Origin of the sequence: Edwardsiella sp. EA181011, from assembly GCF_000800725.1 — a bacterium.
Taxonomy (GTDB): domain Bacteria; phylum Pseudomonadota; class Gammaproteobacteria; order Enterobacterales; family Enterobacteriaceae; genus Edwardsiella; species Edwardsiella anguillarum.
In genome coordinates, this window is sequence record NZ_CP011364.1 from 1,166,797 (window position 1) to 1,189,662 (window position 22,866).

18 protein-coding genes and 2 pseudogenes are annotated in these 22,866 nt (G+C 61.5%); 14 read left to right on the top strand and 6 right to left on the bottom strand.

The window, feature by feature from the left end; genetic code table 11:
- Positions 1 to 10 precede the first annotated feature (10 nt).
- Positions 11 to 454: a PTS sugar transporter subunit IIA gene (locus tag QY76_RS05225; protein WP_005289978.1), complete on the bottom strand. Its 444-nt coding sequence runs from the start codon at positions 452 to 454 to the stop codon at positions 11 to 13.
- 232 nt (positions 455 to 686) lie between these two features.
- Here QY76_RS05225 and QY76_RS05230 point away from each other — a divergent pair, with 232 nt between their 5' ends.
- Positions 687 to 1,721 carry a LacI family DNA-binding transcriptional regulator gene (locus tag QY76_RS05230; RefSeq protein ID WP_034164767.1) on the top strand — a complete coding sequence of 345 codons (1,035 nt, stop codon included), beginning with the start codon at positions 687 to 689 and terminating at the stop codon, positions 1,719 to 1,721.
- 71 nt (positions 1,722 to 1,792) lie between these two features.
- Here the strand turns inward: QY76_RS05230 and QY76_RS05235 are convergent, their stop codons facing one another.
- The gene (locus QY76_RS05235; protein WP_045428219.1) at positions 1,793 to 3,607 is read right to left on the bottom strand and encodes a sodium:proton antiporter; all 1,815 of its coding nucleotides are present in this window, start codon (positions 3,605 to 3,607) and stop codon (positions 1,793 to 1,795) included.
- A 338-nt stretch (positions 3,608 to 3,945) separates the two neighbouring features.
- On the opposite strand from QY76_RS05235, the gene uidA reads away from it, so the two are divergent.
- The 3 genes and pseudogenes from uidA to uidC all read left to right on the top strand — a co-directional run bounded on the left by uidA (position 3,946) and on the right by uidC (position 8,502).
- Positions 3,946 to 5,760, top strand: a complete 1,815-nt coding sequence (uidA, locus tag QY76_RS05240) for a beta-glucuronidase (protein ID WP_045428216.1) — start codon at positions 3,946 to 3,948, stop codon at positions 5,758 to 5,760.
- Positions 5,757 to 7,121 carry a glucuronide transporter gene (gene uidB / locus QY76_RS05245; RefSeq protein ID WP_045428213.1) on the top strand — a complete coding sequence of 455 codons (1,365 nt, stop codon included), beginning with the start codon at positions 5,757 to 5,759 and terminating at the stop codon, positions 7,119 to 7,121. Before uidA ends, uidB begins: the two co-directional genes overlap by 4 nt.
- A 122-nt stretch (positions 7,122 to 7,243) precedes the next feature.
- Positions 7,244 to 8,502, top strand: a pseudogene (gene uidC / locus QY76_RS05250) (glucuronide uptake porin UidC).
- A 106-nt stretch (positions 8,503 to 8,608) separates the two neighbouring features.
- On the opposite strand, the gene QY76_RS17670 reads toward uidC, so the two are convergent.
- A complete protein-coding gene (locus tag QY76_RS17670) occupies positions 8,609 to 8,839 on the bottom strand; it encodes a hypothetical protein (RefSeq protein ID WP_012849841.1) in 231 nt (76 codons plus the stop codon).
- Positions 8,840 to 9,488: 649 nt separating this feature from the next.
- Between QY76_RS17670 and QY76_RS19170 the strand changes: the two are divergent.
- Positions 9,489 to 9,779 (top strand): annotated as a pseudogene (locus QY76_RS19170) (substrate-binding domain-containing protein); the annotation flags it as partial.
- Between the two features lie 194 nt (positions 9,780 to 9,973).
- A complete protein-coding gene (locus QY76_RS05260) occupies positions 9,974 to 10,663 on the top strand; it encodes a 2'-5' RNA ligase family protein (RefSeq protein ID WP_045428205.1) in 690 nt (229 codons plus the stop codon).
- 9 nt (positions 10,664 to 10,672) lie between these two features.
- On the opposite strand, the gene QY76_RS05265 is transcribed toward QY76_RS05260, so the two are convergent.
- Positions 10,673 to 11,092: a hypothetical protein gene (locus QY76_RS05265; protein ID WP_012849837.1), complete on the bottom strand. Its 420-nt coding sequence runs from the start codon at positions 11,090 to 11,092 to the stop codon at positions 10,673 to 10,675.
- Between the two features lie 408 nt (positions 11,093 to 11,500).
- On the opposite strand from QY76_RS05265, the gene QY76_RS05270 reads away from it, so the two are divergent.
- The 8 genes from QY76_RS05270 to QY76_RS05300 all read left to right on the top strand — a co-directional run bounded on the left by QY76_RS05270 (position 11,501) and on the right by QY76_RS05300 (position 19,494).
- The gene (locus tag QY76_RS05270; protein ID WP_045428202.1) at positions 11,501 to 12,496 is read left to right on the top strand and encodes a substrate-binding domain-containing protein; all 996 of its coding nucleotides are present in this window, start codon (positions 11,501 to 11,503) and stop codon (positions 12,494 to 12,496) included.
- The gene (locus QY76_RS05275) at positions 12,496 to 13,245 is read left to right on the top strand and encodes an ATP-binding cassette domain-containing protein (RefSeq protein WP_034164760.1); all 750 of its coding nucleotides are present in this window, start codon (positions 12,496 to 12,498) and stop codon (positions 13,243 to 13,245) included. Before QY76_RS05270 ends, QY76_RS05275 begins: the two co-directional genes overlap by 1 nt.
- A 4-nt stretch (positions 13,246 to 13,249) precedes the next feature.
- Entirely contained in the window at positions 13,250 to 14,215 is a 966-nt protein-coding gene (locus QY76_RS05280) for an ABC transporter permease (RefSeq protein ID WP_034164759.1), read from the top strand.
- Between the two features lie 40 nt (positions 14,216 to 14,255).
- A complete protein-coding gene (locus QY76_RS05285) occupies positions 14,256 to 15,635 on the top strand; it encodes an alpha-glucosidase/alpha-galactosidase (protein ID WP_034164758.1) in 1,380 nt (459 codons plus the stop codon).
- Between the two features lie 135 nt (positions 15,636 to 15,770).
- On the top strand, positions 15,771 to 17,396 hold the full coding sequence (locus QY76_RS05290; protein ID WP_045428222.1) for a LytS/YhcK type 5TM receptor domain-containing protein: 1,626 nt from the start codon (positions 15,771 to 15,773) through the stop codon (positions 17,394 to 17,396).
- On the top strand, positions 17,393 to 18,127 hold the full coding sequence (locus QY76_RS05295; RefSeq protein ID WP_200901076.1) for a LytTR family DNA-binding domain-containing protein: 735 nt from the start codon (positions 17,393 to 17,395) through the stop codon (positions 18,125 to 18,127). The genes QY76_RS05290 and QY76_RS05295 overlap by 4 nt, the downstream gene beginning before the upstream one ends.
- A 146-nt stretch (positions 18,128 to 18,273) precedes the next feature.
- Positions 18,274 to 18,402 carry a hypothetical protein gene (locus tag QY76_RS19565; RefSeq protein WP_256379293.1) on the top strand — a complete coding sequence of 43 codons (129 nt, stop codon included), beginning with the start codon at positions 18,274 to 18,276 and terminating at the stop codon, positions 18,400 to 18,402.
- Between the two features lie 12 nt (positions 18,403 to 18,414).
- On the top strand, positions 18,415 to 19,494 hold the full coding sequence (locus tag QY76_RS05300) for an OFA family MFS transporter (protein WP_235439450.1): 1,080 nt from the start codon (positions 18,415 to 18,417) through the stop codon (positions 19,492 to 19,494).
- A gap of 84 nt (positions 19,495 to 19,578) precedes the next feature.
- Here QY76_RS05300 and QY76_RS05305 read toward each other — a convergent pair whose 3' ends face one another.
- Both QY76_RS05305 and QY76_RS05310 read right to left on the bottom strand, forming a co-directional pair.
- Complete coding sequence (locus tag QY76_RS05305) at positions 19,579 to 20,220, bottom strand: RpiB/LacA/LacB family sugar-phosphate isomerase (RefSeq protein ID WP_034164755.1); 642 nt, start codon at positions 20,218 to 20,220, stop codon at positions 19,579 to 19,581.
- A gap of 502 nt (positions 20,221 to 20,722) precedes the next feature.
- The gene (locus QY76_RS05310) at positions 20,723 to 22,858 is read right to left on the bottom strand and encodes a lysine decarboxylase CadA (RefSeq protein ID WP_034164754.1); all 2,136 of its coding nucleotides are present in this window, start codon (positions 22,856 to 22,858) and stop codon (positions 20,723 to 20,725) included.
- Between the last annotated feature and the right edge of the window lie 8 nt (positions 22,859 to 22,866).

A 22,866-nucleotide genomic window follows, 5' to 3' on the forward strand; every position in this document is an offset into this window, starting at 1 on the left:
TAATTCGTAATTAATAACGCGCGATGACTTGCAGGATCTCATCGACGCTTTCTGCCTGTTGCAGCCTATCGATATCGTCTTGGTTATCGAATAGCTCGGCGAGTTTGGCGATGATGCCGATGTGGCTATTACTATCGGTGGCGGCCAATACGATCAGTAATTTAATCGGATCGTTACCGGCGGAGCCGAATTCGACGCCGTGTTTAATCACGGTCAGGCCTAATGCCAATTGATTAACGCCATCTTCCGGGCGTGCATGCGGCATTGCCATGCCTGGGCCCAGCACATAATAGGGGCCGATTTTGTTATGCGACTGAATAATGGCATCGACATAGCCAGGGGTAATCGCATTATTTTCTATCAGTGGGGCACAGGCGGTTTGAATCGCCTCACGCCAGTCCGTTACCTGCTCGATAACCTGAATGACGTTGGGGGTAAGCAGTTTCGTCAACATTCAATCGGCTCCTGGTCATGTCGGCTGTTTTTTTAAAATGATTCTCTTGTGAAAGGCATAGTAGAGAGCAATGGTAGCGCTATCTAGTTCGAGGAGGTGATTTCGTGATAGCGCTATCATTTTGCTGCGAAATTAATCCGCCGGCGCTCAAAGCGCGTCGCTGCGCTGATCATCGGCGGCAAGCTGTGCTACCGTAAGACGGTCAGTGATCAATGTGAATACACCCTACTTCATGGAAAAAACACGCAAGAGAAAAGGCACCGGGCGCGTCACCCTACAAGAGGTCGCACAACGAGCCGGTGTCGGCTCGATGACGGTATCGCGCGCGTTACGCACCCCCGAACTGGTCTCCGCTAAGCTGCGCGCCAAGATCGATCAGGCGATCGCCGAGTTAGGCTACATTCCAAACTCGGCGGCGGGGATCCTGGCATCGGGGCAGAGCCGTACGGTGGCGGTGGTCGTCCCCTCGCTGCGTGATTACGCCAGCTCGGTGTTCCTGCAATCATTGCAGGCGGCGTTGAACGACAACGGCTATCAGGTGGTCATCGGCTGTCACGATTACCAGGCGAAGAGGGAGGCCGAGGTACTTTCTACGCTGCTGCAGAGTAGCCCGGCGGCCCTAGTGGTGTTCGGCGCGCTGAATGCGGAGCAGGCCGTCGAGCTGCTCGCCAACAGCGCGTTGCCGGTGATCTGCGCCGCCGGCGAGGACGCATACCCCTTCGCCCTGAACCTGCAGAGCAATATCGGCGATGCGGCCTACTTCCTCACTGAGTACCTGCTGCGGCAGGGCCACCAGCGCATCGGCTATATCGGCGCCCAGATGGGGCGCAAGATACAAGGGCAACAGCTGAGCGGCTGGAGCCGGGCGATGCTGCACCATAACTATAGCGCCGAACAGAGCATTACCACGCCCTATGTGGCGACGATGGAGTTTGGCCGCCAGGCCATTAGCGACATGTTGACCCGCCAGCCGGAGCTGGAGGCGGTGGTATGCAGCCACGAGGCAATCGCGCTGGGGGTGCTGTTTGAATGCCAACGGCGGCTGATCAAGCTGCCCGGCATGTTGGCGCTGGCCTGCGTCGAAGGCTCCGCCAACTGCGACCAGATCCACCCCTCGTTAACCTCGCTGCGTATCGATTACGACAAGATGGCGCATGAGGCGGCGAAGCGCCTACAGCAATGGCTGGCCGCCCTGGATGGCGAGCATCCTGGCGCGCCGCAGACGGTGATCTTCCCCTATAAGTTTGTCGCCCGGCAGAGCGCCTAGGCGCGCGACCTACCCGTTAAATCCCAGCTCGGCGGAGATAGCCCCGGCGGTGGCGCGCTCCCCATGCGACATCAGGCGCGGTGGGCGAGGTCTGCCTCGCCGTCGCGCTGTACCAGTGCGATCAGGGTGCAGGGGGCCGCAGGCGCGCTATCGGCGCGCACGGGCTGGAGCTTTCCGCTCTCTGACAGGGTAAACAGCGGAATGACGCCCTGGTGCATCGCCAGGTACTCCGGCCAGCCGAAGTTCTTATTCAGGCGAGTGACCTTGATGATGGCGCCTCTGGCTATCAGGCTACTCAGTTTCCCGTAGCTGGCCTCGTGATTGAAAAGGCTCTCGTGGCGGCGGAAACGCGCGCTCTCCGCACGATCGCCGCGTCCCTTCAGCGGCGAGCCGGAGCGGATCGCGAAGACGTTCTCATCGCCGAGGATATGGCCGAAGTGGTAGATGGCCAGGGCGTTCTGGTGGCGGTTGGGCGACAGGGCGAACACCTGTGCCGTTTCGCCGAGATTGAGGTAGTTTTCCGCGTGCTCGGAATAGGCGTGGCCGTAATAGGCGGGGATCCCCTCCATGCGCGCCTGACGGTAATACTCCCAGCTGCTGTCGCTGACGATGACGGGGATCTCCAGCTTGATCAGCGCCTGGGCCAGCAGGCGGGCCACGCCGTTGGCCCCGATGATCAGTACGCCGCGCGGCTTACGTTGCTGGACGCGTAGCAGGCGGGCCACGAAGCGACTGGTCAGGCTCTGCAGGATGACGGTGCCGATGATGATGGCGAAAACCACCGTCACCAGCCGTCCGGCATCCGGGTAGCCGCTGCGCTGCAGCGTCAGGGCAAAGAGGGCGCTGACGGCCGCGGCGACGATGCCGCGCGGCGCGATCCAGCTGAGCAATAGCCGCTCGCGCCACCGCAGCGAGGAGCGCCAGGTGGAGACGGCGATGCACAGCGGCCGGGCGATGAACTGCACGGCGCACAGCACCCCGATGAGCGGCCAGCCCATCTGCCAGAGCGCCGCGATATCGAGGCGTGCCGCCAGGATGATGAAGAGGGCGGAGATCAGGATGACAGAGAGCTCCTCCTTAAAGGCGAGGATATCGCTGGTATCGACATCGCGCATGTTGGCCAGCAGGATGCCGATCACCGTGACGGCCAGTAGCCCCGACTCGTCGGCGATGGCGTTCGACAGGCCGAAGGCGGCCAGCACCGAGGCGAGGACCGCCAGGTTTTGCAGATAGCTCGGTACCCAGGCGCGGCGCAGGCTAACACCGATAAGATAGCCGCACGCCAGCCCGACGAGCAGGCCGGACAGGACGGTGCTGCCCAGCGTCCAGAAAAGATGGCCGTAAGACCGGGCGCTTTGCTGCAGGACGATGAATTCGAAGACCAGCAGCGTGAAGATGGCGCCGATGGGATCGATGATGATCCCCTCCCAGCGCAGCACCTGGTTGATGCGGGCGTTCGGGCGCACCACGCGCATCAGGGGGGCGATCACCGTGGGGCCGGTGACCACGGTTACCGCGCCGATCAGCGCCGCTAGCTCCGGCGGCAGCCGCAGCAGCCACCAGCAGGCGAGGCCGATGACGGCAAAGGTGACCAGCATGCCGATGCTGACCAGGTTACGCACGACGCCGCCCAGGCCGCGTATCTCCTCCCGCCGCAGCGTCAGCGCGCCTTCGAACAGGATGATCGCCACCGACAGGGAGACGAGGGGAAACAGCAGCTCGCCAAAGAGCGGGTCGGGCTGTACCAGGTGGGTGACCGGGCCGAGAACAATCCCAAACAAGAGCAGCAGCAGTATGGCCGGTAGGCGCAGTGACCAGGCGGCCCATTGCGCCAGCAGGGCGCTTAATCCAATCAGCACCAACATCAGCGGGGCAGATAACGCCATAGCGATCCCTTCCTGTAGACAGCGCGGTTAATGGGGACAGGTTTCTCTCTATTCTAGCGGGTCTATTTTTAGTCATCATTTATATAAATTCGCATCGTTCATTGTATTTCTGAATTTGATTTATATTGATGATCAATGGGTTGGAATTGTCTGAATCTGTATCGCGCCGATCGGCGGGGCTGAGCCCCCGAGCCCGGCGATATCGCGTTTTACCCGCGCTGTCCCTCGGCCGCGGGCTGTCCGGTAGAAAATTTCTTCGATCTTTAAGGTAACTTTTACCGTCTCCGACGGGTGTAGAGATGATCCCTGTTTTTTTCTCTACACACTGGAGTGTTGCCATGTTAAAGCCGATTGAAAGCCGTTCCCGTGAGCGTAAGAATCTGAGCGGGCTGTGGCAGTTTGTGCCGGATGTACAGCGTTGTGGTCACCGTGAACAGTGGTGGTGTGGGCCTTTGCCGGGTGCCAGATCCATTGCGGTACCCGCCAGTTTTAACGATCAGTTTGCCGATGAGGCCATCCGCAACCACGTGGGGGATGTGTGGTATCAGACCGAAGTGCGCGTGCCGCGCGGCTGGGCCGGGCAACGGATGGTGCTGCGCTTTGACGCGGTAACCCATGGGGCGACGGTGTGGGTAGATGAAACCCAGGTGATGGCGCATCAGGGGGGATATACCCCGTTTGAGACGGACATCAGCGCTCTGCTGGCCGGACGTGAGCAGGTGCGCGTCACCGTCTGCGTCAATAACGAACTCTCCTGGCACACCATCCCGCCGGGGCGGGTCACCGAGGTCAACGGTGAGCGCCGCCTGCAGTATAGTTATGATTTCTTTAACTATGCCGGGATCCATCGCCCGGTATGGCTCTATTCGACGCCGCAGGATTATGTCCGCGATGTCTGCGTGACGACCGAAATCAGCGCCGACGGGGCGCAGGGGCGGGTGCACTATGCGGTCGATGCCGGCGATGCCGGCGTGCAGTGCCGCCTGCTGGATGAGCAGCAGAACTGTGTGGCCGAGAGCGAGGGAGGCGAGGGGACGCTGACGGTCGCCAACCCACGTCTATGGCAGCCGGGGGAGGGCTATCTGTATACCCTGCAGGTCTGCGCCGGGGAGGGCATCGATGAATACACCCTGCGGGTGGGGATCCGCACCGTGGAGGTCACGGAGAGCGCCTTCCTGATCAATGGTAAGCCGTTCTACTTTACCGGTTTTGGCCGTCATGAGGATGCGGATCTGCGCGGCAGGGGGCTGGATCCTGTGCTGCTGGTGCACGATCACGCCCTGATGCGCTGGATCGGCGCCAACTCGTATCGCACCTCCCACTACCCCTATGCCGAGGAGATGCTGGACTGGGCCGATGAGCACGGGATCGTGGTGATCGATGAGACGCCGGCGGTGGGGATGATGGCCCTGAACGGCTTCACGCTGGATCTCTCCTCCCGTCTGGAGGAGAAACTGTTTTGTGAGGAGCGCATCGGCTCTCAGACCCAGCGGGCCCACCTGCAGGCGATCCGCGAGCTTATCGCCCGCGATAAAAACCACCCCAGCGTGGTGATGTGGAGCCTGGCGAACGAACCTGATGTGCGCGAGGCGGCGGCGCGCGACTACTTTGCTCCTTTGGTGCAGGCGGCACGAGAGCTGGATCCCTCCCGTCCGCTGTGCTGCGTCAACATCATGCTCTGCCCGCCGGACAAGGACACCATCAGCGATCTGTTTGACGTGCTGTGTCTGAACCGTTATTTCGGCTGGTATGTCAACAGTGGCGATCTGGCTACCGCCGGGCGTGAGCTGGAGCAGGAGCTGTCGGTATGGCATGCGCGGCACCACAAGCCGATCATCATTACGGAATACGGGGCCGACACCCTGGCCGGGCTGCACAGCGTATATCCGGAGATGTGGAGCGAGGAGTTTCAGGCACAGTTTTTAACCACCTATCACCGGGTATTTGATCGTCTGCCCTACGTGGTGGGGGAACAGGTGTGGAACTTCGCCGATTTCGCCACGGCGCAGGGGATCCTGCGCGCCGGCGGCAACAAGAAAGGGGTGTTTACCCGCGACAGAAAGCCCAAGGCGGCGGCTTTTACCCTCAAGGCGCGCTGGACGGCGGTGCAATACGGGGTGAAACCCGCGGGTGACAAGGGGGGAGCGCAATGAGTCAGTCACTGAGCTGGAGGGCGGTGATTGGCTATGGCTGTGGCGACATGGCCAATAACTTTGCCTTTGCCATGGGGGCGCTGTTTCTGCTGAGCTATTACACCGACGTGGCCGGCGTCGGTGCGGCAGCGGCGGGGGCCATGCTGCTGTCGGTGCGGATACTGGATGCCTTTATCGATGTGATCGCCGGGCGGGTGGTGGATAAGACCGATACCCGCTGGGGTAAATTCCGTCCCTATCTGGTGTTCGGTGCCCTGCCGCTGATGCTGTGCAGCATACTGGTGTTTTCCGTGCCCGCCGACTGGTCGCACGACGGTAAGGTGCTCTATGCCTATGCGACCTATATTGCCCTGAATATTTGCTACAGCTTCGTCAATATTCCCTATGGTTCGCTGGCGACGGTGATGACGCAGGATCCGGCGTCCCGGGCCAAGCTGGGGATGGCGCGCTCTATCGGCGCCAGACTGACCTTTGTGCTGATAGGTTTTGTGATTTCGCCGCGTCTCAGCTCCTCGACGCCGGCCGAGCTACAGACCCTGTATACCCAGCTGACGCTGGTACTGGCGGTGGTTGGGATCGCGCTGTATCTGTTCTGCTTCGCCAGCACCCGCGAGGTTGTCCAGCGCCAGGTGGCTCAGCCATCGTTTAGGGAAAGCCTGGGGATGCTGCGTCGGAACCGACCGCTGTTTATGCTGTGCGTTTGTGCGCTGTGTACCCTGGGGGCCTCTTTCTCTGTCAGCGCGAGCACCATCTTTTATGCCCGCTACATCTTAAATGATGTGTCGCTTTTGGCGCTGTTTGTGGCCATTCAGACGCTGCTGGGAATGTTGCTGGCGGCGCCCTCGGTGCCGTTCCTGGTACGTCGGTTGGGTAAGCGGAATACCTTTCTGGCCGGGCTGTTGTTGGCCGCATTGGGGTACCTTCTCATGTTCTTTATGGCCTCGCTGCCGGGAGTGCTTATCTCCCTTGTGGTGACCACGCTGGGACTGAGCACCTCGATGACGGTGATGTGGGCGCTAGAGGCGGATACCGTCGAATATGGCGAATGGTGTACCGGTGTGCGTATTGAGGGGCTCACTTACTCGCTGTTCTCCTTTACCCGTAAATGCGGGCAGTCCATTGGCGGTTCAATTCCTGCCTTTATTCTGGGGTACAGCGGTTATGTCGCGAATAGCGCTACCCAGAGCCCCAGCGCCCTGCTCAGTATTAAGCTGTGTATGACGCTGATCCCGGCCGTTTTGATTCTGGGCGGATTTCTAATCATGCTTTTCTACCCGCTGAGCGATGCGCGCTTTGCGGAAATTATCGGTGAGATTAAACAACGAAAAATACAGTCTGGGGGAGGCGCGGTAACACCGTAAAAATAAAGAATGGAACGCTGTCGCGGTATGACGTATCGGCAGGCTATTTTCTGAGAAATAGTCTGCCGGCACCGCAATAAATAAACATGCCACTTTATATTATTTTTCACCGGGATATAAAAATGAAAATTAAAATAATATGCCTTGGTTTATTGGGCGCGGTGATGACGTCGTCTCTGGGCTACGCCGCCGCGCTACAGGATGAAGAGGACTATATCCGTCTGCGCCTACGTAACGATCTGCGCCGGGCCGATAAGCCCAGCGCCGGGGACGGGCGGGATGTCTACGCCTGGGTGCAGGGGGTGATGCTGGATGCGAACAGCCACTACTACCACGATATTATCGGCATCGAGGGGGGGCCTACTATGTGTATAAACTGGGCACCCGCGCCAGCGCATCCAGCCGTTTTTATCTCGACGGCCACGATAGCTTTGGCTATGCCCTGGGGGCGATAAAGGTGAAGCTGGGGGAGTATGGCAAGCTGAAAATCGGGCGCTTCGGCACCGATGCGCTGTATGGCAGTCTGCCCTATTCGGTGCCGATGATCGACGGCGCCTCTAACCGCACCCTGCCGGTGGTGTCAGAGGGGGCAATGGGGCAGTTTGCCCTGACAGATCGCCTCGATTTATGGATGCTATACCGCCAGCGGGTCTTTACCGCCTTCGATGCCGATAAAGGGATTCGCTATGAAGGGGTGTTCAACCCACAGACCGGGGAATACGATGTGCATCGTCCGCTGGGGGCGGTCGCCGCCGTTTACCGGGATGACAACAGCCAGTTTGGCACCGGGGTGTCTTATCAGTCCGATGTGGCCCTGCAGGCCTCCAGTACCCTGAAGTATACTCAGACGCTGCAGAATGATACCGCGCTACAGTACGATGCCATCTTCTATTATGCCAGCCTGGACGGGATGAGCCGACGGGCGGGGAAACCGAATGAATCCATTATTGCTTCTGCCTCGGCGGCGTGGAAAGTGGGGCGCTGGGGAGTGTCGGCGGCGTTTGAGAAAGTGACCCATAATCTGGGATACGCCGTTAATACCGATATCGGCTACCCGTTCTCCCTGTCGATGGATCGTAACCATGAGGGGATGTGGTCCTATCAGGTGGGGCTGAGCTACAGCCCGTTGCCGAATATTAGCCTGATGCTGGCGCCGATCTACACCGACGGCTGGGAGTCATCGGAAAAGCGGGTGCGGGTGCAGGGGATCGGCCTGCTCGGCGGCGTCTCCGGGCGCATACCCTCCGGCCCGCTGGCGGGGCTGACGGCCTTTATCGCCGCCGACCGTACGCGGGAGAAACGCCCGGGCAGCCACCTGGGCGATCGTCTGAACTATTGGGATATTAAGGGCGGCATTCAGTATGACTTTGTGCTGAAGTGAGGCGGCCGATGGCCGCCGCCCCGCGGGCGGATAATCCCCCGCTGCCGCGAATACCGCAGTCATTCACTGCGCGATGGATAGCGCAGTGAATGCGCCCTGGCTGTGGTTAGGGAATTAATGCGTCGACCTGATCAATAATCCGCTGCCGGCGTTTTTCCGCCATTCTCTTTGAAAATGCGCGAATCGCGGCACCCAGCGTCGAGTTCCGGCCAGACGCCGGCGTAGTATCCCGCTGGGGATGATGATCGTCGGCGCTATCAAATGTAGAGGCGCTCGATGTCCGGTTGACCACCGGTGAGCCGATATAGCCAGGGAATAATGTATCGATATACCACATACTACACCTCGATTAAGCGTATAGGTTAAAAATAATTTGACGTCGCGCCGGGCAATATGCGGCGCGTGGACTGACTATTCTTACCTACGCATGAGCGGGTGTTCAGAATCGTCATTCCGTCGCGTTGCCGAACGATGGGGGGTCGTCTGATGCTGCGCTGAACATGTCTGCTCTCCTCAGGGGGAATGAACGGGTGATAGACAGTATGCGCCGATAAAGATAAACGTAACCTGTACCGGCCGGCGGGTTTTATTGTCGGAGCCCCGCCATCGTATTACGCCCGGTTTCGGGGCGCGGATATTTATCCCCGGTTTGTCGCCACATTTTGCCTAGCAAAATGGGATTTGTTGAAATAACGCGGGGGAGGTGTTATCCGTGAATTTGCATTTTGTCATCAACGATAGCGCGGCGCCGGGGGATCACGATCCATATCTCAGACGTGTTTATGATCCGGCGGCGTTACTTAATTATATTGCCGATGGTTATCGTCATCGCGATTAATGCTATGGATAGGGTTAACTTCGCCGTGTGGATTCCGGCGCTTCAGAAAGATTGGCACTGTAGTCTTGCGCCGAACGGCGATATCTCTTTTGTCTGGGGCATGGCCTATGCCCTGTTTAATTTCCCTAGGGGATGGTTGACAGATAAGCTGGGCGCGCTGCGCCAGGGCGGGCCGCGGGTACCACAGGGTGTGTCGGTGATGAGTATTGACGAGCTTACGCTGGCGGCGATCCTGGATGTGCCGCTGACGGCGGTGCACGTTTCGCGCGATGTCCTGGGGAGCGAGGCGGTGCAGGTGCTGCAGCCGCGGCGGCGGCGACCTTGGGCGCCGTATGGCGCGCGGCTGCTGTACGGAGCGCTGGTGGTCAGGGCATCGGTGCGGCGGATCCGAGCGGGAAACCGGCGCGGGGAGGTCTCCAGCGAGGGAGGCGATGACGACCGTCGAGGCCGGCGCCAATATCGATCGGGAGCAGCCCTGTTTTTGCAATATACATATAGCGCGGTCCGTTTCTTGAGTGCGATCTCATTTTTGCCGCTGAGGGGCAGGGATGATAGCGGGGATAAACGGGGTCGCCCGCGTCGCCTGAGCGCCGGGCGGTCGCAGCGTATGACGATCCGAGGGGAGGCGAGACGATGGGTTATCGGTTGGGCGGCGCTGTGCTGCTGTGTGCATTGACGGGGGCGGCCTGGGGGGCGAGCAAGAGCAAGAGCTATGATGTATTCATTATTCCCAGCGACGGGATGGAGACCCTGCTGGCACAGACCACGGCGCAGCTGGGGCAGTATCATTTGACCAGCCTGGCGGCGCAGGGGTTTCAGCCCCATGTCACGCTGTATCTGGCCGAGTATGGGCCCGATGCCCTGCCGCGGCTGAAGCAGGAGGTCGCGGCGCTCAGCCAGCGTCAGCGGGCGTTTCCTCTGCGTCTGACCCACCTGGTCCAGACGCGCGGCGACTGGCTGATGGTGGCGGTAAAGAACAGTCGGGAGCTGCAGGGCCTGTCGGATACGCTGGTGCGCCGGCTGTCACCCTATCGTGATAAGGGCGCACCGCTGCCGAGCTGGGTGAAAGCCTATCCGGAGAAGAAGGCGGCCTTTGTCCGCTATGGCAGCCCGAATGTGTTCAGCCACTTCGATCCCCACATCACCCTGCTGGCGCAGAGCGACCATGCGGCGCTAAGCCAGTTTATGCAGCATGATGGTCAGCGCTTTGGCGCGCAAACCCTAGAGGCGGTTGGGCTGGGGATCGCGGAGACGGACGCCAACGGACAGAGCAAGACGGTGCTGGCCCGCTACGATTTTGCCGCGCCGAGTGCGGGACAGTAAGGCTATCGCTTAGCGACGGATGATGCGACCGTCGTTGCCCTGGCCGTCGCGCGCCTGCTTGAGTTTTTCGGCGCCGGTGGCCTGGATCAGCCACAGCGAGGTGAAGCCGCGCAGATTGCCGTAGCTGTACTTGGGGTTATTCGGCTCCAGCGGCTGGGTGACGGTCAGCAGACGCTCGCCGTCACGGCGGCGGGTCTTATGGAATGAGACATAGATATCGTCGTCTTTCAGGTGAAATAGCACCTCCTGAGCGACGATGTCGGCATTAATATCGTTGTCCGCCACGCTCCACAGGAACATGACGATCTTGACCGGGCCAAAGGAGCTGTCTTCCACCAGATGGACGTTGATTTCGCTGGTCTGCAGTTTATTGCCCTTCAGCGCATCCTTAATTCGCTCAACCAGAATGGCGGCCCGTGATTTGGACATGGTCGTTTCCTTAAATGGTGAAAATGGCCGGGCCTGGGCGAGTATCCGCCCGCCCCACGGCGATACATGATTATCTTATCGGCTGTCTTATCGATTATGTTATCGGGCGCTCACCCGCGGCGTGCGTCGCCGCACGGTGGGCGTTTTTTCCGCAGAGGTTGACGCGGCGCGGGCGATCCCTATTAACAGTCTACCGCAGACACCGCCAGAGTGGTATCGCCTGGGCGGTGCGGATGGGCTTTAGCTGAGGGATAAAAACGCCTACTATATTTGCCCCGCGTAAATGGATGTGACGAAAAACGACAGCGACGCCGTTGTCCCCGCTGTTCTCCTCGTCCCCGACTGCGGCCTGGTGGCGCCCGCCCCTGCGGCGGCCGTCATACCCTGCTAATAATAAAGGTGATAATGATGGGTGTTTCTCAAAGGATTAAAGGTTGGGCTGTGACCTGTTTGCTGGCCGTCTCCTGCGTGGCTTCGCCGGCGTTTGCCGCGCAGTCTGGTAAGGATATGAGCATCTGGTTCGACGTCGGCGGCCCGGTGGGCGAGTCCTACGTGACGGTGGTGCAGAACGGGGCCAAGCAGGCGGCCGAGGATCTGGGCGTCGATCTGCGTCTGGTTTACTCCGACTGGCAGCCGCAGAAGATGATCGAAAACTTTAAGCAGGCGCTGGCGGCCAAGCCGACCGGCATCGTGGTGATCGGCCTGCCGGGCGATACCGCCTATCAGCCGTTAATCAAGGAAGCGATCGATAAGGGGATCCTGGTGACCTCCATCGACACCGAGCTGCCGGGCACCATGGCGGCCGAGCAGAGCAAGGGCTTCGGCTACGTTGGCGATAACAACGCGGTGCGCGGTCTGCGCCTGGCCAAAGAGGCGGTGCGCCGCAGCGGGCTGAAGGCGGGCGATCGCGCGCTGGTGTGGGGGCTTAAAGATCGCGCCGCCCGCAGTGAGTCAACCCTGGGGCTGATCAAGGGGCTGGAGCAGGCCGGGGTGAAGGTCGACTTCCTGCAGATCTCACCGGAGGTGGATAAAGATCCCTCTCTGGGCGCGCCGGCCTTTACCGCCTATATGGCGACCCACCCGGACGTGAAGATGGTGCTGGTCGATCACGGCGCCCTGACCGCGCAGATGGGCAACCTGATGCGCAACGCCGGGATCAAGCCGGGCGAGGTCTACGTGGCCGGCTTCAGCCTGTCGCCGGCGACCGCCGAGGCGATTAAGTCCGGCTATGTACAGTTGGTGGCCGATGCCCAGCCCTACCTGATGGGCTACTTCTCCGTGGTGCAGATCGTCCTGAGCAAGCGCTATGGCTTCTCCGGTCTGGATATCAACACCGGCGCCGGGTTTGTCTCTAAAGAGAATATCGGTCTGATCGCCCCGCTGGCCAGCCAGGGTCTGCGCTGATGACGCAGCCTGCGCTGGAACTGATCGGGCTGAACAAATGGTTCGGCCCGGTTCACGCCTTGCGCGATATTCACTTTCAGCTGTTCCCCGGCGAGGTGGTTGCCCTGCTGGGGGATAACGGCGCCGGCAAATCGACCCTGATCCGGGCGATCGCCGGCGCCGAGCGCTTCGATAGCGGTACGCTGAAGGTGGCGGGGCAGGCGGTCGACGGGCGGCGCTACAACGTGCTGGGGGCCCGCCGCCAGGGGATCGAGACCGTGTACCAGAACGGCGCGCTGGGGCTGGGGCAGTCGCTGTGGCGCAACCTGTTCCTCGGGCGTCACCTGCGCAACCGCTGGGGCTTTATCGACGAGCGGGCGGAGCGACAGCGGGCGCAGGCGCTGCTGCGTCAGCTCAACTTTCGCGGCGTCGGCGCCAACGTCGATGCGTTGGTCGGCCAGCTCTCCGGCGGTGAACGCCAGGGGTTAGCCATCGGGCGCGCCATGCTGTTCGACGCCCGCCTGGTGATCCTGGATGAGCCGACCACCGCCCTGTCGCTGGGGGAGGTGGAGAAGGTGCTGTGCTTTATTGAGCAGCTGCGCGCCCAGGGGAGAGCCTGCCTGCTGATCACCCACAACATGGCCGACGCCTACCGGGTGGCGGACCGTTTCGTGGTGATGGATCGCGGCGCTATCGTCGCCGCCTATCGTAAGGATCAGCTGACGCTGGCCAGCCTGCAGCAGGCGTTGTTGGATGCCGTGAGGTCATGAGTCGATGAAACTGTTTTTTACCCGTCACCGGGCGCCGCTGCTGACCGGGTTTATCCTGCTGCTGCTGTGGAGCCTGTTTGCCGCCATCAGCCCGGTGACCTTTCTGCACGCGCGGATCTATACCTCGCTGCTCTCCACCATTCCGCTGACGGTGCTGCTGGCGCTGGGGATGACGCTGCTGATCATCGCCCGCGAGATAGATTTGAGCTTTCCGTCGGTGGTGGCGCTGGGGGGCTTCGTCTTCGCCTGGCTGTATCAGCATACCGGTTCTGCCCCGCTGGCGCTGGGCGGCGCAGTGGTCAGCGGTCTGCTGTGTGGGTTGCTGAACGCCTTGCTGGTGGTGCGCCTCAATATCCCGTCGATTATCGCCACCATCGGCACTCAGTTCTTTCTGGGCGGTCTGTCGACGGTGCTGGCCAACGGCCTGGCGATCAGCCTGCCGACGCTGCGCGACGATGGGCTATCAACCCTGCTGGTGGGGCGCCTGGGCGATTGGCTGCCGGCGCAGAGCCTGTGGGGGCTCCTGGTGACGCTGGTGATGTGGCTGTATCTGGCGCGTCACCGCTTCGGCGATCAGATCAACTTCATCGGCGACAATCCCGAGTCGGCGCGTCTGATGGGGGTGCCGGTCAACGCCACCCGCTTCTGGCTGTTTATGGTGATGGGCATTCTCTCCGCGCTGGTCGGGGTACTGCTCAGCGTCGAGATGAGCAGCTGGTGGCCGAATCAGGGGCAGGGTTACATGCTACTGGTGTTCGCCTCGGTGTTTATCGGCGGCACCTCGGTGCTGGGCGGGCGCGGTTCGCTGATGGGCAGCCTGTTCGGCGCCTGCATTATCGGCATGCTGGAGGCCGGGATCATCAGCGCCGGTCTGGACGGCTTCTGGACCCGTCTGGTGTACGGCGTGATTATTCTTGCGGCGCTGGTGGTGCATGGCTCTCTGCTGCAGCGCCGCCCGCGACGGCGTTAAGGCTGCGCCGTCGGCGCAGCGTATTGATTAAGGCAATGTAATGAGCAAGATCACCCTGATCGGCGCGGGCAGTATTATGTTTTCGCGTCAGATCATTTCCGCCCTGCTGTCCAGCCCGGTGCTGGCCGGCAGCGAAATCATCCTGATGGATCTGGATGAGCAGGTGCTGGCGCGCAGCCAGCGCCTGATCGGTATGATGGTGGCGCAGTCGGGGGTGCCGGTGACGGTGCGCCACACCACCGACAGACGCAGCGCGCTGCGCGGCGCCGACTTTGTCATCAACGCCATTCAGGTGGGCGGGCTGGCGCCCTGGCGGCTGGATATGGAGATTCCGGCGCGCTACGGCGTGATTCAGGAGGTGGGGGACACCCTGGGGCCGGGCGGTATCTTCCGCGCCCTGCGCCATATTCCCCCGATGCTGGATATTCTGCGCGATATGGAGGATCTGTGTCCGCAGGCGCTGTTCATCAACTATGCCAATCCGCTGGCCCCCTTGACCTGGGCGGCCAAAGAGGCCAGCGGCGTGCGCAGCATCGGCCTGTGCTACGGGGTGCGCTATACCGTGGCGCAGCTGGTCGGCTATCTTGGGCTGGGGCCGTGGGTTGACCACCCCTCCACGCCGCAGCGCTGGCAGCGCCTGATGTACCACGAGGTCCCGGCGGATATTGAGTATGGCTTTGCCGGGATCAACCACATGACCTGGATCACGGCGCTGTCGCGCCATGGCGAGGATCTGTTACCAAGGGTACGCGCCCTGGCGGACGACGAACCTACCCGTCAGGCCGATTTGGTCCGCTGCGAGGTGCTGCGCTTCTTCGGCCTGTGGTGTACCGAGAACCACTGGCACTGCAGCGACTATCTGCCCTACTTCCGCAAGAACCCACAGATGATCGATCGCTTCCTGCCGCAGCGCTGGAATCTGCTGGCGCTGGAGGAGCAGGTGCACGCCGCCGGCAAGGCGGAGATCGATGCTCAGCTGGCGGGCGAGCGTCCCTTCGTTATCGCGCCGAACATGCTCAACGCGCCCAAGCTGATCACCGCGCAGCTCAGCGGCGAGCGCATCCGTATCAACGGCAATATGGCCAACCGTCAGCCGCAGGGGCTGCTGGTGGAGAACCTGCCGGCGGAGTGCGTGGTAGAGGTGCCGATCTGGGTGGACGGCGACGGCCTGCACCCCCAGACGATGGGGCGCTTGCCGACTCAGTGCGCCAGCCTGTGCAAGAGCAATATCGCGGTGCAGGAGCTGGTGGTGCAGGCGGCGCTGACCGGCGATCTGGACGCGGCGCGCTATGCGCTCTCCCTCGATCCGCTGACCGCCGCCGTCTGTACCCTGGAGCAGATCCAACAGATGTTCGATGCGCTGTTCGCCGCCCAGCGGCAGTGGCTGCCGCAGTTTAACGCCGCACGGACGCCGGCCTGAGGCGTAAGGGGGCCGCGTTCTGTGCCCCTCTTACGGAGATCCCTTTCGGCCGTATGGGGCCGTATTGCCTGCCGAGGTGGTGGCGTGTTCAGTGATATCCTGCGGCTGCTGGCCGTGTTTGAGCGGGCGGCGTTGATGCTGATGATGCTGTTTTTCCTCACCCGCATCCGCCCGTTTCAGTCGCTGCTGCAGAAGCAGAAGCATTCGGCCACTGAGCTGGCCACCGTGTCGGTGCTGTTCTGCGCCTTTGCGGTCTTCAGCACCTACACCGGCCTGCGGGTCGAGGGGGCGCTGATCAACGTGCGCATTATCGCCATCGTCGCCGGGGGGATCCTGTTCGGCCCCTGGGTGGGCATTCCCGCCGGGATCGTCTCCGGACTGCACCGCTATCTGATCGATGTGGATGGCTACACCTCGCTGCCCTGTCTGCTGAGCAGCGTGGCGGCGGGGCTGCTGGCGACGCTGATCCACTACCGGGTACGCCGTTCGCGCCTGTGGCTGTACGGCATTCTGGCCGGCATGGCCTGTGAGGGGCTGACCATGCTGCTGATCCTGCTGTTGACCCAGCCCCACGCGGTAGGGATCGCTATCGTCGATCAGATCGGGGTGCCGATGATCGTTGGGGCGACCTGCATCGGTCTGATCATCCGCCTGGTGCAGGATCTCAACGATGAGAAGGAGCTGATCGCCGCGCGTCAGGCCAAGCTGGCGATGGACGTCGCCAACCAGACGCTGCCCTACTTTCGCCAGATAACCCGCAGCGCGTTCGAGTCGGTGTGCGAGATTATCCGCCGCGAGATCGGCGCCGATGCGGTCTCGATCACCGACACCCAGGATGTGCTGGCCTACGCCGGCGCCGGGCGCGAGGAGTATCCGCTGGAGGGGCATCACGCTATCGGTCAGCTGACGCGCGAGGCGGTGGAGAGTGGCCAGATCCTGCTGAACAATAACCTGAGCAGCTATAGCCTGTCGGGCTTTCACTCGGTGATCATCATTCCGCTGCGCGAGCAGCAGGAGGCGGTGACCGGGACGCTGAAGATCTACTACCATCGCCGCTATCGGATCAGCGGCGCGCTGCGCGAGCTGGCGGTGGGGCTGTCGCAGCTGATGTCTACCCAGATGGCGGTGGCGCGCACGGAGCAGCTGCGCGAAGGGACGCGCAGGGCGGAGTTCAGCGCGCTGCAGAGCAAGATCAATCCCCATTTTCTGTTTAATGCGCTGAACGCCATCTCATCCCTGATCCGCATGGATCCGGATCAGGCGCGTCAGCTGATCGCCTCGCTGGCAGACTACCTGCGCTATAACCTGGCGCGCGGCGACAGGTTGATCGACTTGCAGGAGGAGCTGATGCAGGTGCGCAACTACATCGCTATTGAGCAGGCCCGATTCGGCCGCCGGCTGAACGTGACCTTTGCGTTGGATCCGGTATCGATCTCGCTGCCCAGCCTGCTGCTGCAGCCGCTGGTGGAGAACGCCATCCTGCACGGCATTCAGCCGCGCAGCGGGCCGGGGCAGGTGACCATTGAGGTGCGCGATGAGCCGACGCGGGTGCGCATTGCGGTGCGCGACACCGGCTACGGCATCAGCCAGGCGGTGATCGCCCAGGTGGCGAACGGCGAGTCCAGCGGCGACAGCATTGGGCTTGGTAACGTGCAGCAGCGCCTGCTGCTGCTGTATGGCGAGGGGCTGCATATCCGCCGCCTGGAGCCGGGAACCGAGGTCTGTTTCTATTTGCCGAAATCCGGGAGGAGCGCATGCTGACGGCGATCATTGTGGAGGACGAATACCTGGCGCGAGAGGAGCTGGCCTACCTGATCGGGCGTCACAGCCAGATCCGGGTGCTGGCGCAGTTTGAGGATGGCCTGGAGGCGTTCAAATACCTGCAGGGGCACCGGGTGGACGCGGTGTTTCTCGACATTCAGATCCCCTCCATCGACGGGATGATGCTGGCGCGTAACCTGCTGGGCCAGCAGCGCGGCGAGGGGGGACCGGCGGTGGTGTTTGTCACCGCCCATAAGGAGTTTGCCGCCGAGGCCTTTGAGCTGGAGGTGTTCAACTATATCCTCAAGCCCTATAACGAGGCGCGCATCGTTCAGGTGCTGCAGCAGCTGGAGCAGCAGGCGCTGCGCCCGGCGCCCGGGAGCGTCGAGGTCAACGCGCCGGCGGCGACGGTCAACCTGACCAAGGGGGAGCGCATCATCGTCACCCCCTGTGAGCAGATCTACTACGCCGAGGCGGATGAGAAGCTGACCTATGTGTACACCCGCGACGATCGCTTTGTCCTGTCGATGAGCCTGAGCGAGTTTATCAGCCGGCTGCCGACGGAGCGCTTCTTCCGCTGTCACCGCTCTTACTGCGTGAATATCGATAAGATCCGCGAGATCGTGCCCTGGTTTAACAGCACCTACTTGATCCACCTGCATGATCTGACGTTCGAAGTGCCCGTTAGCCGCAGCAACATCAAAGCCTTCCGCCAGCTGATGCGTTTATAGCCTGCATTCTATTCCCCATGGGCTGCATTTCATTCCTCTCATCGTGCATCTCATGCCTTTTTCGCCCGCCTCGCGCGGGTGTGCGCCTATAGTGCCCAGTATTCGGCAGCCCGCCGCTGCCGCCAACTGACATTCACGAGGTAACTATGGATCCGCATTCCCGCCAACGTACCCGCGTACTGACGCTGATCGGTACGGTCATCACCCAGTTTGCCCTCGGCTCGGTCTATACCTGGAGCCTGTTTAACGCCCAGCTGTCGCAGCGCCTGGATTAGCCGGTCAGTCAGGTGGCCTTTACCTTCGGCCTGCTCAGTCTGGCGCTGGCGCTGGCCTCATCGTTGGCGGGCAAGCTGCAGGAGCGTTTCGGGGTGCGCCGGGTGACGCAGGGAGCGGGAATTGCGCTGGGGATCGGCTTTTTTCTGACCGCCCACGCCAACAGCCTGGTGATGCTGTACCTGTGCGCCGGGGTGTTGGTGGGGCTGGCGGACGGCGCCGGCTATCTGTTGACCCTCTCCAACTGCGTGAAGTGGTTTCCGCAGCGGAAGGGGCTGGTCTCCGCCTGCGCTATCGGCGCCTATGGGCTGGGCAGCCTGGGCTTTAAGTTTATCAACGGCCTGCTGCTGAGCCACGCCGGGCTGTCCCAGGCTTTCACCTACTGGGGGGCGATCGCCATGGTGATGGTGCTGCTGGGGAGCCTGCTGATGCGTGACGCGCCGCCGCGTCAGGACAGCGCCGCCGCCGTGGACGGTCAGGATCGCCGCGTGGACTTCACCCTGGCGCAGGCGATGCGTCAGCCACAGTACTGGGTGTTGGCGCTGATCTTCCTCTCCGCCTGCATGAGCGGGCTGTACGTCATCGGGGTGGCCAAAGATATCGGTGAGCATCTGGCGCACTTGTCTGGCAGCGTCGCCGCCGGGGCGGTGGCGATCATCGCCGTGGCGAATCTGGGGGGACGGCTGGCGCTGGGGGTACTGTCGGACAAGATGCCGCGTATCCGGGTGATTTCGCTGGCGCAGTTGGTGACCCTGCTGGGGATGGCGCTGCTGCTGTTCGTGCCGCTCAATGAGACGCTGTTTTACCTAGCGGTCGCCTGCGTCGCCTTCAGCTTCGGCGGCACCATTACCGTCTATCCGTCGCTGGTCAGCGACTTCTTTGGCCTGAACAACCTGACCAAAAACTATGGGGTGATTTACCTTGGCTTCGGCATCGGCAGCATCATCGGTTCGATCGTGGCGGCGCTGTTCGGCGGTTTCCTGGCTACCTTCTACCTGATTTTCGGCCTGCTGCTGGTGACCCTGTGCTGCTCGCTGCGGGTGGCGCGTCCGCGTCTGCCGCACGTCGATGCGCGTCTGGCGCTGGAGTCGTAATCCTTCCTGATGTCGCCCCTGCGCTTCAGAGAGCAACAACAGCGCGGCCTATCGGCCGCGCTGTTGTTTGACGATGCGGCTCGGTTACGCGGCCAGCAGGCTGCGAACATAGTCGATAATCGCCGGATCCTGCCCCTGCTCAAACAGGCACTGCTGGAAACGCGCGCCGCCGACGGCGGTTTTGACCAGATCGCGATCGAGAGCGTTCAGGGTATCCAGATAGTTGTCCTTGATCACCGCCGCCTTTACCCGGTTGAGGATCGCCGCGTTGCGCACCTGCGGTTCGCGGCGCTCCTGCGGGTAGCCCTGGCCGCGCTCGCCGGCGAAGGCCTTTTCAAAGATATAGCGCAGATTCAGCTCGGCGCCCCAGCCAAAGCCCTTGGCGAACGGCAGGGACAGGGCGTTGCCGTTATTGATCTGGGCGAACAGGAAGGCGTCGGCCGGATCGATGCAGTAGCCGCAGACGACGCCGGGGTGCGCGTTGAGGGAGAGCAGGGCGCCCTGACCGGTGCCGCAGCCGGTGACCACAAAGTCAACCGCGCGGGCGTTGAGCAGGATGCTGGCCATGATCCCCAGGTGAATATAGGTCAGATGGTGATCCTGTTCGTCGCACATGCCGACGTTATAGACCTGGTGCCCGCCGTCCTGTGCCACGGCGTTGAGTTCGTTCAGCACCGCCGCGTTCTTGGCGGCCTGGCTGTTTTCCATCATGAGTGCAATTTTCACAACATATCCTTACATCGTAACCCAAAGGAAGGGCGGGAATTGTCGCCGCAGGCGCGGCCCGCAGCGCGAATCCGTCCGCGAATCTCTGGCTAGTCTACTGATGCTGGTCTGCCAATTCAATTAATTTGAAATGATGTTTTATTATTTGTGGGGGCGCCAACCGCGCAGCCGGATCTTGGGCGGGGAAAAAAAGTGCCGACGGACGGGGGCCACCGTAAAGGGCATAGGAGGCTTTAGCGGTGTCCGTCCGTCGGCATCAGGGCTTGTCAGCCGATGTCACGCCGGAGAGATGAGCCGCGGCAGGCAAAGCCTGCGCCGCGGCTCGGGAGACGGCGTGATGACGCGGCGACGGCACGTCGCGTCAGAAAGGGTGGATAAATAGTGAGGGGGAATCTCTTCCTTTCCCCCGGCGCCGCTGCGGCGCCTCCTACGCGCAGCCGTCTTCAGGCAGGAAAATGCAGAAGGTTACTGCGGGGCACCGCGGCGCTCCGCACAAGAGACGCTACTGCTTGAGCACTTTCACCGTATAGCGCCCGTCGGCCTGACGATAGGCGCCGTGGATGTCGGTTTCGAAGCCCGGATAGTGGGCGCCGATTTCGCACAGCATCTGCAGGAACTCCAGCACCGGCCGGCTCTCCTCCGTCAGCATTTCGCCCGGCATCACCAGCGGCACGCCCGGCGGGTACGGCAGGATCATGTTGGCGTTGACCTTGCCGATCATCTCGTCGAGGTAGACCTCTTCGGCCTGGCCGCGCAGCTCCTGTTGGAAGGCGTCGTGCGGGTTCAGCACCATGGTCGGCAGCACCTCGAAGGCGCGGTACATCAGATCCGGCAGGTTATGGTGCAGGATCAGCGCGTGGATGCCTTGGGCCAGTTCCTGGATCCGCATGTGCTCATAGAACTCCGGATCCTCACGGTACAGCGACGGTAGCATGTTCTTCACGCGCAGGTTCAGGTCATAGGCCCGTTTGAAGTCGGTCAGCGCGCGCAGCAGGCTCAGGGCCTTGGTCTTGTCGATGCCGATGCTGAACAGGAACAGCAGGTTGTACGGGCCGGTCTTCTCGACGATGATGCCGTGCTCGTCCAGGTACTTGGCTACGATGGAGGCCGGAATGCCGTCATCCGCCATGGTACCGTCCGGGTTCATCCCCGGGGTCAGCAGGGTGACCTTGATCGGGTCGAGGTACATGTGGTTGTCATCAATGCCCTTAAAGCCGTGCCAGGACTCTTTCGGGTCCAGCTTCCAGCAGGCGACCTGGTCAATATTGTCCGGCTGCCAGACGTCGAAGAACCAGCCGTCGGATTCGCTGCGCAGGCGCTTGATCTCCTTACGGAAGCGGATGGCACGCGCGATAGAGTCATCGATCAGGCGTTTACCGGCGTGGCCCTTCATCATCGCCGCCGCGGTTTCGATGGAGGCCACGATACCGTAGTGCGGTGAGGTGGAGGTGTGCATCATGTAGGCTTCGTTAAAGGTTTCCTGGTTGAAGTCGCCTTTCACGTGGATCATGGATGCCTGCGAGAACGCTGCCAGCAGCTTGTGGGTGGATTGGGTTTCGTAGATAACCTTACCCTCTACGCGCTCGCCGCTCATGCCGCACAGTCCCTGGTAGATCGGGTTGAAGTTGGTGTAGGGCACCCAGGCGGAGTCAAAGTGGATGGATTTTACCTCCAGGGTTTTCTTGATGTACTCCGCGTTGTAGAACAGGCCGTCGTAGGTGGAGTTGGTGACCACCGCATGCACCGGCCAGGTGGCGTTCGGGGTCTTTTTCACCCGCGCCTCGATGGTGTCATGGGTGAACTCGCGTTTGGGGATCCCACCCAGAATGCCGTAGGCGTTGCGGGTCGGCCGCAGGTAGATCGGGATAACGTCGCTCATCATCATCAGGTGGGTCAGCGACTTGTGACAGTTACGGTCGATCAGGATGGTGCTGCCAGCCGGGGCGGAGTACATGCCGACGATCTTGTTGGCGGTGGAGGTACCGTTGGTCACCATGTAGCTGCGATCGGCGTTGAAGGTGCGGGCGATATACTCTTCCGCCTCTTTGTGCGGGCCGGAGTGGTCCAGCAGGGAGCCCAGCTCGGAGACGGAGATGGATATGTCGGACTTCATGGCGTTGGCGCCAAAGAAGTCATAGAACAGGCTGCCGGCCGGACTTTTCTGGAACGCGGTGCCGCCCATGTGCCCCGGGGTACAGAAGGTGTATTTGCCCTCTTTGACGTAGTGGAACAGCGCCTTGGTCAGCGGCGGCATGATGGCATCGATGTAGCCGTCGGTTCCCTGGCGGATCTTGTCGGCGATGTCGGCCGCGCCGCCCAGCGTATACTCAAAGAACTGAATGTTCATGCGCAGGTCGCCTAGGCTGACGTCCAGCGTGGAGTGGGTGTTGGCGAAGGCATACAGCGGCAGCATCTCGTTCAGCGCCGTGATGTGCTTACACAGATCCAGACTGTAGCTATCCCAGTCGAAGACCACCCCGGCCAACTGGGCATTATTGCGCACCAGATCCAGCAGATCGTCGACCGAGGTGCTTTCGATGATGCTAAAACTCCGATCGCGCAGCTGGGCGTACAGCTCCTCCAGCGGAATCCGCTTGAAGGTCGGCGAGGGGTTACACAGGAACAGAATGTCTTTCATTTCACGTT

Bases quoted from the DNA above. Each gene is read 5' to 3' on its own strand.
- QY76_RS05225 (WP_005289978.1), bottom strand. From the start codon at position 454: ATGTTGACGAAACTGCTTACCCCCAACGTCATTCAGGTTATCGAGCAG.
- QY76_RS05230 (WP_034164767.1), top strand. From the start codon at position 687: ATGGAAAAAACACGCAAGAGAAAAGGCACCGGGCGCGTCACCCTACAA.
- QY76_RS05235 (WP_045428219.1), bottom strand. From the start codon at position 3,607: ATGGCGTTATCTGCCCCGCTGATGTTGGTGCTGATTGGATTAAGCGCC.
- uidA (WP_045428216.1), top strand. From the start codon at position 3,946: ATGTTAAAGCCGATTGAAAGCCGTTCCCGTGAGCGTAAGAATCTGAGC.
- uidB (WP_045428213.1), top strand. From the start codon at position 5,757: ATGAGTCAGTCACTGAGCTGGAGGGCGGTGATTGGCTATGGCTGTGGC.
- QY76_RS17670 (WP_012849841.1), bottom strand. From the start codon at position 8,839: ATGTGGTATATCGATACATTATTCCCTGGCTATATCGGCTCACCGGTG.
- QY76_RS05260 (WP_045428205.1), top strand. From the start codon at position 9,974: ATGGGTTATCGGTTGGGCGGCGCTGTGCTGCTGTGTGCATTGACGGGG.
- QY76_RS05265 (WP_012849837.1), bottom strand. From the start codon at position 11,092: ATGTCCAAATCACGGGCCGCCATTCTGGTTGAGCGAATTAAGGATGCG.
- QY76_RS05270 (WP_045428202.1), top strand. From the start codon at position 11,501: ATGGGTGTTTCTCAAAGGATTAAAGGTTGGGCTGTGACCTGTTTGCTG.
- QY76_RS05275 (WP_034164760.1), top strand. From the start codon at position 12,496: ATGACGCAGCCTGCGCTGGAACTGATCGGGCTGAACAAATGGTTCGGC.
- QY76_RS05280 (WP_034164759.1), top strand. From the start codon at position 13,250: ATGAAACTGTTTTTTACCCGTCACCGGGCGCCGCTGCTGACCGGGTTT.
- QY76_RS05285 (WP_034164758.1), top strand. From the start codon at position 14,256: ATGAGCAAGATCACCCTGATCGGCGCGGGCAGTATTATGTTTTCGCGT.
- QY76_RS05290 (WP_045428222.1), top strand. From the start codon at position 15,771: ATGCTGATGATGCTGTTTTTCCTCACCCGCATCCGCCCGTTTCAGTCG.
- QY76_RS19565 (WP_256379293.1), top strand. From the start codon at position 18,274: ATGGATCCGCATTCCCGCCAACGTACCCGCGTACTGACGCTGATCGGT.
- QY76_RS05310 (WP_034164754.1), bottom strand. From the start codon at position 22,858: ATGAAAGACATTCTGTTCCTGTGTAACCCCTCGCCGACCTTCAAGCGG.